Here is a 10,587-nt window from a genome sequence, read left to right on the forward strand (position 1 = left end):
GGGAATTTGTTGATCAACTTATTGAAGACTTGGACAAACAGTAATATATGGATAGTTATGGGTAGAAATTATCAAGCTGTTTCTACCCCTTCACAATTTCTCTTTAATCAAAGAATCTACTAAAACAGTTATTTTACATTTGTCATTGGGCTTTTCCTCACCAAATGGAACATCTTGCGTCAATATGATTAGGGTTCCCTCGGTTTCAAACCCATCGCCCTCAGTTACATACACTCTGATCTTATCGAAGTTTTCTGCCCATTGTTTAGCATATTTTGGTAGTTTTGTTTTAAGAACAGCAACATGGGCGGGATTTGCTTCGTTAAGTTTAGCAATTAAGTTAGCTGTATATTTCTTCAAAGTCTTTTTAAAATCGTTTAGAGATGTAATGGTAACAGGCTCTTCCAAACGAAAAGCTTTTAGGAGAGTATTCACAACAGGCTTATACTCAGTCACGTCTTCACCTTCAGCACTCTTGTTACCTCCGAAGAGGCTATCATCAAATTTTTGATCACTGAGTTCTTCATATTTCCCATCAACAACCCAAACAAAACCATCATCTTCAATTTTGGCTGAGTAGTCATCTGAAAATACCTTCTTTCCCGTAAAAATACAGTTGAAAATATACATAGGCTTCGGTTTTCTATCTAGGTTTTCGGTGAATTTGGCTCATTATATCACACATTCCGCAGATATACAGCCATACCTTAAATTTATTGATCCTGTAATCTTTGTAACAATTCCTCACGGGATAAATTACCCAAAGAAAGAAGTAACTGAGTACGTTCAGAAATAGGAATATTAGCAATCTTTTCCACCAAACCAGATAACTCAGCATCCAAACTACCAAAACGCCCTTCCAGAAGAGAAGTTATAAAATAAAGTTCTGCTTCTAACTTACCTTCTTGCTTTCCTTCTTGCTTCCAGTCTTCTATTTGTTGTAAATAAGCTGGTGATAAGTTCATAATTACTTCCTCTTGTTCCTTACTTAAATTATCTCTCAATTCTAAATTCTTGCGCCAGTCCGCTAAAATTTCTAACAAATTCTCTCGAAAAGGGTTATTTTCTGGTAACTCAGTTAACTCCTCAACTGCTCTTTTTTGTGTTCCTCCTTTCCCCAAAACTCTCAACCATAACGTATCCTCATTTTCTGGTAATTGATGAATCACAACTATTGCCGTTTTCAGGATATTCGGTAGAAAATAAACACCTTTAACCCAATCTTCTGCAATTTCAGTTGCACCTAAACCCGCAATCATCCGATCTGAAAAAGTTGGTGTTAAAATCCATAAAATCGGTAAATCTGATTCAGCAATATTTCTGTTTTCGCGTTTTGCTTTCCTAACTACATCGCCATGAACAGCATATAATTTAAGTAAACAACTGCGAATTTCTATTTCTGATGGTGGATTGCGAAAAGGCTCAAATAAACATTGAGTTTTTGCCATCTTCCCTAATAAACCTAAAGGGAGATTTTCCTGAGTTTGATCAGAAAATGGTTCAAACCAAACATCAATTTCTTGAACTTCACTTTTAACCTTTTCGCTTTTTTTAATTGTTCCTAGAGGTGTTAATAATTCCTCTAGATATTCCTTAGCGAATTGATCATGGGATTGTCGAGTCATTTGATTATATCAAAAATTACACTAAACATGAAAAATATTGTATAATAATTATTATACTACCGAAAGCATAGTTTGAAAAGTGGTTTACCCCCACAAGTTAAACTAATTCACAAAAATCGGCAGCAATTCAAAAATTAGATTATAATTGTCGAATAGGAAGAATAAAAATGGTAAAAATATGAATACGATCCAAGAAATAATCATCAAAGTACCATCAAATATTGCTGAAGCTTATCGTCGCAGCACTAAGGAAGAACAGGAACAAATTCAGCTAAAGTTAGCATTAATTATGGAGTCAAATTTATTAAAAAATAGTAAAGAAGCACTTCAAAAACTTAGAAACACAATGGATAAAGCTAGTCAAGAGGCACAAGCTAATGGTTTAACTTCTGAAATTTTAGAATCTATTTTGCAAGATGATAAATAAACGCCGCTTTGTATTTGATACAAATGTTTTCGTAAGTGCATTTTTATTTAGTCAAAGTAAACCACGTCAGGCATTAGATAAAGCTCAAGATGTAGGTATTATCTTGTTAAGTGCTGCTGTTTTTGCCGAGTTACAAGAAGTTTTATCAAGACCAAAATTCAACCGTTATATTACCTTAGAAAGACGGAGGGAATTAATAGATAATTTAGTAGAAACTATCGAGTTTATTAATATTACTGAACAAATCAATGAATGTCGAGATCCTAAAGATAATAAATACCTAGAATTAGCTGTTAGTGGCAAAGCTCAATGTATTATTACAGGTGATGAAGATTTGCTTATTCTTCACCCATTTAAACAGATTGATATTTTATCGGTTCAGAAATTTTTGGATGAAACTTAATTTGTTCACTTGCAGATTTTTACATTTTAATATTGATGTTCTCAGATCCCCGACTTCTTGGAGAAGTCGGGGATCTGGTTGTTCACTAATTAACCTTGCGCTACAGGTTCTTTAGCCAAAAACTTCTCCAATTCAGTCAAAGCATCAGCATCAACCTTAGTCTGCATTGGACAGAATTTAGGTCCACACATTGAACAAAACTCAGCAGTTTTATAGATATCTGCGGGTAAAGTTTCGTCGTGATATTCCTTCGCTCTTTCTGGGTCTAAAGATAACTCAAATTGACGATTCCAGTCGAAATTATATCGCGCTTTGGAAAGTTCATCATCTCTATCTCTAGCACCAGGGCGATGTCTAGCAATATCCGCTGCATGAGCCGCAATTTTATACGCAATTAAGCCATTACGCACATCTTCAGCATCAGGTAAACCTAAATGTTCTTTAGGTGTCACATAACACAACATCGCTGTACCGTACCAGCCCGCCATAGCTGCCCCAATAGCTGAGGTAATATGATCATAACCAGGAGCAATATCAGTCACCAAAGGACCGAGAACATAGAAAGGAGCTTCCGAACACTCTTCCATTTGTTTGCGGACATTGAACTCAATTTGATCCATAGGTACGTGACCAGGACCTTCCACCATGACTTGCACATCATGTTCCCAAGCTTTGCGGGTGAGATTTCCCAGAGTTTTCAGTTCCGCCAACTGGGCTTCATCTGAGGCATCATGGGTACATCCTGGGCGCAGGGAGTCGCCTAAACTGAAAGAAACATCATATTTCTTAAAAATCTCAATGATGTCGTTAAAATGGGTATACAGGGGGTTTTGTTTGTGGTGATGCAACATCCACCGCGCCAAAATTCCGCCACCACGAGAAACAATCCCTGTCAGACGGCTTCTAACTAAAGGTAGATGTTCAATCAAAATTCCCGCGTGGATAGTTTGATAGTCTACCCCTTGCTGGGCGTGTTTTTCGATGATGTGGAGAAAATCGTCAGCGGTGAGATTTTCGATAGTGCCGTGAACGCTTTCTAAAGCTTGGTAAACTGGTACTGTACCAATGGGAACAGGTGAAGCATTGATAATTGCGGTACGAATTTCATCTAAATTACCGCCACCTGTGGACAAATCCATCACAGTATCAGCACCGTATTTTACCGCCAGGTTGAGTTTATCAACTTCTTCCTGCAAGTTAGAAGAATTGGGAGAAGCACCGATATTGGCGTTAACTTTACAACTAGAAGCGATACCAATGGCCATCGGTTCTAAGTTAGTATGATTAATATTCGCAGGGATAATCATCCGTCCCCGTGCCACTTCGGCGCGGATAAGTTCAGCAGGCAGCTTTTCCCGCTTCGCTACATAATCCATTTCTTCAGTAATCACACCCTGACGGGCGTAGTGCATTTGCGATACGTTAGCTTGTCCACGTCGCTTGGCTACCCATTCTGTCCGCATATTACAATCCTCAAATAAACAGCTTCCCTCCGCTGGTATTATCCAGACTCAGGTGTTAAGGGTTTGATCTCAGCTTGGTTTCCCAAGCACCCCTAGCATGGTGTAGATTGTAGCATTTTCGTGATCTTTGGGGGAGGGTGATGATAAATCGTGAGGATATTTGTCCGTTATAATGATTTTGTAGTGAAATATCACAAGGCACGCTAAAACATGAACATAACTGAAACAAGTAGTGAGACAGATATTATCGAAAATTTTAAAGAGGACGAAGACGAAAATATTCCATTTAAATACTCTATAACTAGTTATGGAGCAGATTACCCTGTTGATAGTCTGGTGAAACGACTGAAAAATGGGAGTATATATATTCCCTCATTACAACGTCATTATGTCTGGAAATTAGATCAAGCTTCACGTTTTATAGAATCTCTTTTAATTGGATTACCAGTTCCAGGAATCTTTTTTTCAAAAGAGAAAGAAACGGGAAAACTATTAGTAATTGATGGACAGCAAAGATTAAGGACACTTCAATATTTTTATCATGGCATTTTTCAACCAAGTGATAAAAAATTTGCCCTTAAAAATGTACAAAAGCAATTTGAAGGATGCACTTATGATTCTTTGGAAGAGGAAGATCGTCGGCGATTAGATGACTCAATTATACACGCCACAATTGTCACTCAAGATGAACCATCTGAGGATGATAGCAGTATTTATCATATTTTTAAAAGACTAAATACAGGCGGTACTGTCTTAAAAGCTCAAGAGATTCGTTCATCTATTTATCATGGTGAATTTAATGATTTATTAAAAGATATGAATAATCATCCTGCATGGCGATCTATATATGGCAAAAGTGATAAAAATATGCGCGATGAAGAAATGATTCTCAGGTTTCTTACACTTTATTTTAAATCTGATGAATACAAGAAGCCAATGACAGAGTTTCTTAATGAATTTATGGGTAAAAATCGCCATCTTAAAATTTATTCCGGTCAAGAAATTAAACAGAAATTTGAAACCACTATTAAAACTATCTATGATTGCATTGGCGGTAAGGCATTTAAACCAAAAAGAAACTTAAATGCTGCTGTATTTGATGCAGTAATGATAGGTATTGCCCGTCGTTTAGAAAATGGTGAGATTAAAGACATTGATTCACTATCATTAAAGTATGAAGCACTGCTTAATGATCATGATTTTCAAGAAGTGACAACAAATACGGCTCGTACTTCTGAAGTAGGAATTGTCAAAGAAAGAATTAAATTGGCAACTGAGGCTTTTACTGAAATAAAATGAAGAATAATGAGGTGATACGGGCTAAACAAAAACTTGACAAAGTATTTGCCAAAATTGATCAACTACCAAAAGAGGATATTGAATTACAAGCTCATTGGGCAAAATATTTATGTATATTAGTTTCAGGATTTTTAGAAAATTCTGTGCGAGCAATATATAGTGAATATGCAAAAAAGGTTTCTAATACTCAAGTTACTAACTTTGTAGAAAGTAAATTGAAGGATTTACAAAACCCTAAAATGGAAAAAATACTTCAGTTAACGGGATCATTTAGTCGAGAATGGCAATCTAATCTAGAAAAAGCTACGGAAGGTGAATTAAAAGATGCAATTAATAGTATTGTTGCTAATAGAAATAATATCGCCCATGGTGAAGATTCGGGTATAACCTATACAAGAATAAAAGACTACTATGAAAAAGCTATTAAGGTCATTAACATGATTGAAAATCAGTGTAACCCTTAGTGTAATTATAATTTTTTATACCCATTTCAAACCTCATCAGGATTAACACTTCACAGACGTAATTATTATATTCCTGGACTATTGTAGCACTTTAGTATCGCAATAATATTTATACACTTATATATTCCTGTTTTTTAACCCACATTGAGGCACAGGAGCTTATTGACACACTCAGAGCTAAAGCCTCCGAGCTTTCTTTACCCTTACCGGATATTCCTGATGGCCCTATCAGTCCAGGCAAAATCATGTATTTTTGTAAATGTGGCAAAAACCTCCAGCAATATCGCTCAACAAAGATCACAAACTGCGATAATTTAAGAACAGCTTTTGGATTCATCCATGTACCGTGAGACAACCGGGAACTTATCCACCACTGGATAAAAGCTTGGGTAATTATTCGTGACAAAGACATGAGTAAATGCGAACTGTTAAACCTGTGATTAGGTCAATCGAAAATAGGTAAGTTTAAACCAAGAATCCCCAGCCTGTAAAGGTTTGGGAATGTCTGAAAAAATTTAAAAAAGCTTTGGTAACTAATTCTTAGGTGAACTATGGCACAACGGACTAAGTTAGGAGATATTCTCAGACCCTTAAATGCTGAGTATGGTAAAGTGTCTCCAGGTTGGGGAACAACACCTTTAATGGGTGTGTTTATGGGTTTATTTTTGGTATTTCTGCTAATTATCCTGCAAGTTTATAACAAGTCTCTGTTAATTCAGGACGTGCTTGTTGATTGGCGCAGTTTAGGCGGCTAATGGCTATCCAGTCATCAAGCTGATAATTAGCATCTACCCTAATACTATTCGGTTAAGGAAATGGAGGTTGGGTTGAGCGACAGCAAAACCCAACATGATCGAGAATTTTGTTGGGTAACATACGTCAACCCAACCTACGATATAACGACTTTTTACCCTTAACCGAGCAGTATAAAACTTTACCTGGCTTGTCCCAGTTTTTTCATTATTCAAAAAAATACCTAAAAATAGCGATAAAATTAATCTAGATCCCAAAGCTATAAGGTAGTTGTGGCGGTTTTTCCGTATACAGGAGACAAGAATGAATATATTTGGTATCGGCTTACCAGAAATGGGTGTCATTATGGTAGTTGCATTATTAATCTTTGGACCGAAGAAGTTACCAGAAATTGGGCGCAGTTTGGGGAAAACGATTCGCAGTTTTCAAGAAGCCTCTAATGAATTTCAAAGCGAGTTCAAAAAAGAATCTGAACAATTAAAAGAAACTGTGAAAACAACCGCTGAATTAGAGCATAAACACATTGAAGCTGGAAAAACCCAGTCAGAAAACGTACAAGGATGAAAGATGAACAAGTAAAACCAACGGCTTTGGTGATTCCCCAGCTAATTGTCGGACTGGGAAATCCAGAGCCTAAATATGACCAAACTCGTCATAATATTGGCTTTGCAGCTATAGATACCCTAGCTCGGGCTTGGCAAATTTCTCTAGCTGAAAATCGCAAGTTTCAAGGAGAATTTGGCGAAGGGAATGCAGCAGGTAATGGGAAAATTCGGTTACTCAAACCCTTAACCTATATGAATCTTTCAGGACAAGCTATTCAAGCCGTAACCAATTGGTACAAAATACCGCCTGAATCAATCTTAATCATTTATGATGATCTAGATTTACCCTTGGGCAAAACTCGCCTGCGGTTGTCTGGATCTGCGGGTGGACATAATGGCATGAAAAGTATTATTTCTCATCTGAATACCCAAAATTTTCCTAGATTAAGAATTGGTATAGGTAAACCAAAGAACGCAATAGATGGGGATAATTCTCATACTGTTTCTCATGTTTTAGGGCGATTTTCTGCCACTGAAAATAAAGTCATGTCTCAAGTCTTAAACTTTGTCGTTGAGTGTGTTGAATTTAGTTTCAAACAGGGAGTAGAAAAGTCCATGAATCTTTGCAATCAGTCATTGACACAAGACGGCACCTGACCCAGCTACAGCGAATGTCTGTTAGAGATGCGCCCCATTCCCGCTGACAAAATTCGGCATCGTTTCCCCCAGGATCTCGGATTATAGTTTTCTAAATAAAGCCCGATAAACTGGTTCACCTTTGTTTTGAGTGGCTATTTCCCGTTCTGTGGGGACAGGAAGGGGGTTTTCGGCTAACCATGTTGTTGTTCCTAGCTTTTCAAATGCAGGATGTTCATGAAAGCGATCGCACATTTCTACTGCTACAAATTCTATATCAGATTGCAGGAAAACAATACCACCAACTGTTAAATATTTTGCTAATTCTGTGACTAATTCTGGTTGCACTACCCGACGTTTTGCATGGCGATTTTTAAACCAAGGATCAGGAAATTGAATTGTAACTTTTTGCAAGCTTCCAACAGGTAATGTTGATAATAAGGAAACTAGGGAATTATTCACATTTGCAAACAGATAATGCAAATTTGTTAATTCCATTTCGTCGCGGATTCTATTTGCTTCTACTACTAGCGGTTCTCGAATTTCTAAACCTAAAAAATTCCAATTTGGTTCTACCTGTGCCATTTTGAGGACAAATCTACCTCTAGCACAACCGATATCTAAATGTAGAGGTAGGTTTTGTTGGATATAAATCTTTTGCCATTCTGGAGAAGCGGCTGGGGTTTGGAACTTACTCGCAAGGGGGTTAACGTGCTGACGAACTCGAACAGGTGACAAAATTTACTCTCCTTAAAAAAACAACAATTCTAAACAAATGTATATAACTATTATTAAGTCTAAATATTCCTACACAGGTATACACAGTGAGAGTTATACTTTAAGAATAAGAATTTTTGCAACTTTATTTTTAACATTTTCTTAAAATCAATGAAACTCAATTTTCGTTTTGCTATAGTTAGCGACTTACACATTGCGCTTCCTGAAACCATCTGGGATCATCCTAGTCGCTTTCATTTGGTGGAAGTGAGTATTCCAGCTTTTGATAGTGTATTAGCACATCTAACCCAATTAGATTTAGATTTTATCTTGATCCCTGGAGACTTAACCCAACATGGTGAACCAGCAAATCACAATTGGTTACAAAACAGGCTATCTCAATTACCTTTTCCATCTTATGTGATTCCTGGTAATCATGATCTCCCTGTTTTAATGGCTAATGAACAATCAATTGGCTTTGCAGATTTTCCCTATTATTACCAACAATTTGGTTATGAAAATCCTCAACAACATTATTACAATCGGCAGATATTCCCAGGAGTGAGGTTAATCGGTCTTAATTCTAACTCATTTAATGATCAAGGTGAGCAAATAGGACGGTTAGATAGTCAACAATTCCAGTGGTTAGAACGGGAATTAGCAAGCATTAAAGATGAATTTGTTTTAGTAATGATCCATCACAATGTGGTTGAACATTTACCTAATCAATCAAATCATCCGATGGCAAATCGTTATATGCTGGAAAATGCTCCCGAACTGCGGACATTATTACAACGCTATGGAGTTAAGTTAGTATTTACAGGACATTTGCACGTTCAAGATGTGGCTTGTGAGGAAGGAATATATGATATTACCACGGGTTCTTTAGTCAGCTATCCTCATCCTTATCGGGTATTGGAATTTAACCGCGATGAATTGGGTAACGAATCCTTACAAGTTGTTTCTCATCGTGTGGAATCAGTGCCAGATTTTCCCAATTTACAAACATTATCACGGCAATGGATGGGCGATCGCTCTTATCCTTTTGTCCTCAAATTATTGACTTTACCACCTTTAAGTTTACCACTAGCACAGGCACAAATCCTAGCTCCCGGTTTACGGGATTTTTGGGCAACTATTGCCGATGGTGATGCTATGTTAGAATATCCACATTTTCCTATTCATGTCCGTCGTTATATCGAAGAATATAGTGCGGTTAATGATGGGAATACAGCTTTAATTGATAATCATAGTACGCTTTTAATTGGGTAAATTGTCTGAATCAGGATTTACAGGATTTAAGGATTTACAGGATGTAATTTTCTTATTTCTCGGCTATATTTAACCATTAGCTGTTATCACTGATTAAAGAACGACAAATAGCAAATACAGAAGTATAGCCATGTAAGAAAGTTCTGCCGCTGACTGGACCGATTTCACCACCGCAGAAAAAGCCACCCATTGGTAAATCATGGAGGTATCGGCTAAATAGTTGAGAATCAAAATTAGGTTTGCCATAAAGTCCTGTTCCTCGTCCTAAACAGGTGAACATTAAAGCGCCTACGGGAGATGGTTCGCTGGCATTTTGACTTTGATATTCTTGCAGTAAAATTTCTAAATCTTGGGCTGATGCTTCGGCATCTCTCAGATGAAATTGTAACCTTTGTCCGGCACGAATGCGATCGCCAATTGCGATCGCCCCAGCATTAGGATCTACTCCTAAAATATTGCGAATTAAAAAATCCCCTGAATGTAAATTTAGCCGAAATTCATCCATTGCTAAACCTACAAATAAAGAATGTTGTGCTAAAGTTCGATCTTCTTCACTTAAACTACTAATTAAATTTCGCAATACCACCAACGGGACTTTTTCATCTAACTCAACAATAATATTCCGTTCCGCTTTGGTGACTTGCAACGGTTCACCAATGGGACGACATCCTTGGGCTACAATGGTATCTAAGACGATATTGCCACTTAAAGCGATGCCTACCGTACCTTCCCGATACAATTTATCATTACAAAATAAGCCGACGCGACCATTCATAAAGCCGCTGCTGGCTTGTCCTCCCACCACCACAGAACCTGGATAGGCAAAATCTAACCCCTGCAACAAATCATTCGTTCCTGAAGCAAAGGGACTAGACAAGAGAATAAATTGAGGGAGAGCATAAATAAACGGAGTAATCTGTAGTTTATGTGAACCAAACCACTCAAAACATGAGTAAACGTTATCTAGGTCATAACACCTTGGG

At 37.3% G+C, this 10,587-nt stretch carries 13 protein-coding genes and 1 riboswitch; of the genes, 8 read left to right on the forward strand and 5 right to left on the reverse strand.

Translation table 11 applies throughout. The annotated features are described in order from the left end of the window. Window positions 1-90 precede the first annotated feature (90 nt). Both AN490_RS18150 and AN490_RS18155 read right to left on the reverse strand, forming a co-directional pair. Window positions 91-630 (reverse strand): hypothetical protein, encoded by a 540-nt coding sequence (locus AN490_RS18150; protein WP_300006289.1) that lies wholly within the window; start codon window positions 628-630, stop codon window positions 91-93. Between the two features lie 83 nt (window positions 631-713). Further along, the gene (locus tag AN490_RS18155) at window positions 714-1,625 is read right to left on the reverse strand and encodes a hypothetical protein (protein ID WP_300006291.1); all 912 of its coding nucleotides are present in this window, start codon (window positions 1,623-1,625) and stop codon (window positions 714-716) included. A 178-nt stretch (window positions 1,626-1,803) separates the two neighbouring features. Here AN490_RS18155 and AN490_RS18160 point away from each other — a divergent pair, with 178 nt between their 5' ends. Together AN490_RS18160 and AN490_RS18165 are read left to right on the forward strand one after the other, a co-directional pair. Further along, window positions 1,804-2,052: a hypothetical protein gene (locus AN490_RS18160; protein ID WP_053541040.1), complete on the forward strand. Its 249-nt coding sequence runs from the start codon at window positions 1,804-1,806 to the stop codon at window positions 2,050-2,052. After that, window positions 2,042-2,455, forward strand: coding sequence for a putative toxin-antitoxin system toxin component, PIN family (locus AN490_RS18165; RefSeq protein ID WP_300006293.1), 414 nt, complete (start codon window positions 2,042-2,044; stop codon window positions 2,453-2,455). The genes AN490_RS18160 and AN490_RS18165 overlap by 11 nt, the downstream gene beginning before the upstream one ends. Before the next feature lie 89 nt (window positions 2,456-2,544). Here AN490_RS18165 and thiC read toward each other — a convergent pair whose 3' ends face one another. Continuing rightward, entirely contained in the window at window positions 2,545-3,918 is a 1,374-nt protein-coding gene (thiC, locus tag AN490_RS18170) for a phosphomethylpyrimidine synthase (RefSeq protein WP_300006295.1), read from the reverse strand. 7 nt (window positions 3,919-3,925) lie between these two features. Further along, a riboswitch (TPP riboswitch) is annotated at window positions 3,926-4,022 on the reverse strand. A 106-nt stretch (window positions 4,023-4,128) separates the two neighbouring features. Between thiC and AN490_RS18175 the strand changes: the two genes are divergently transcribed. From AN490_RS18175 to pth, 5 genes are all read left to right on the forward strand, one after another. Beyond that, the gene (locus tag AN490_RS18175) at window positions 4,129-5,217 is read left to right on the forward strand and encodes a DUF262 domain-containing protein (RefSeq protein ID WP_300006297.1); all 1,089 of its coding nucleotides are present in this window, start codon (window positions 4,129-4,131) and stop codon (window positions 5,215-5,217) included. Further along, window positions 5,214-5,681 (forward strand): MAE_28990/MAE_18760 family HEPN-like nuclease, encoded by a 468-nt coding sequence (locus AN490_RS18180; RefSeq protein WP_300006299.1) that lies wholly within the window; start codon window positions 5,214-5,216, stop codon window positions 5,679-5,681. Before AN490_RS18175 ends, AN490_RS18180 begins: the two co-directional genes overlap by 4 nt. A gap of 551 nt (window positions 5,682-6,232) precedes the next feature. Further along, window positions 6,233-6,436 carry a photosystem II reaction center protein PsbH gene (psbH, locus tag AN490_RS18185; protein ID WP_015078233.1) on the forward strand — a complete coding sequence of 68 codons (204 nt, stop codon included), beginning with the start codon at window positions 6,233-6,235 and terminating at the stop codon, window positions 6,434-6,436. A 301-nt stretch (window positions 6,437-6,737) separates the two neighbouring features. Next, window positions 6,738-6,998, forward strand: coding sequence for a TatA/E family twin arginine-targeting protein translocase (locus AN490_RS18190; protein ID WP_168694576.1), 261 nt, complete (start codon window positions 6,738-6,740; stop codon window positions 6,996-6,998). Further along, window positions 6,995-7,636, forward strand: coding sequence for an aminoacyl-tRNA hydrolase (gene pth / locus AN490_RS18195; protein WP_300006303.1), 642 nt, complete (start codon window positions 6,995-6,997; stop codon window positions 7,634-7,636). The genes AN490_RS18190 and pth overlap by 4 nt, the downstream gene beginning before the upstream one ends. Before the next feature lie 81 nt (window positions 7,637-7,717). Here the strand turns inward: pth and trmB are convergent, their stop codons facing one another. Beyond that, complete coding sequence (gene trmB / locus AN490_RS18200; RefSeq protein WP_168694577.1) at window positions 7,718-8,353, reverse strand: tRNA (guanosine(46)-N7)-methyltransferase TrmB; 636 nt, start codon at window positions 8,351-8,353, stop codon at window positions 7,718-7,720. Between the two features lie 150 nt (window positions 8,354-8,503). Between trmB and AN490_RS18205 the strand changes: the two genes are divergently transcribed. Further along, window positions 8,504-9,604 carry a metallophosphoesterase gene (locus AN490_RS18205; protein ID WP_300006306.1) on the forward strand — a complete coding sequence of 367 codons (1,101 nt, stop codon included), beginning with the start codon at window positions 8,504-8,506 and terminating at the stop codon, window positions 9,602-9,604. A 76-nt stretch (window positions 9,605-9,680) separates the two neighbouring features. Here the strand turns inward: AN490_RS18205 and AN490_RS18210 are convergent. After that, a partial coding sequence (locus AN490_RS18210) for an FIST C-terminal domain-containing protein (RefSeq protein ID WP_300006308.1) occupies window positions 9,681-10,587 on the reverse strand: 907 nt, incomplete at its 5' end.

This window comes from Anabaena sp. AL09 (genome assembly GCF_001672255.1).
Taxonomy (GTDB): Bacteria; Cyanobacteriota; Cyanobacteriia; order Cyanobacteriales; family Nostocaceae; genus Dolichospermum; species Dolichospermum lemmermannii.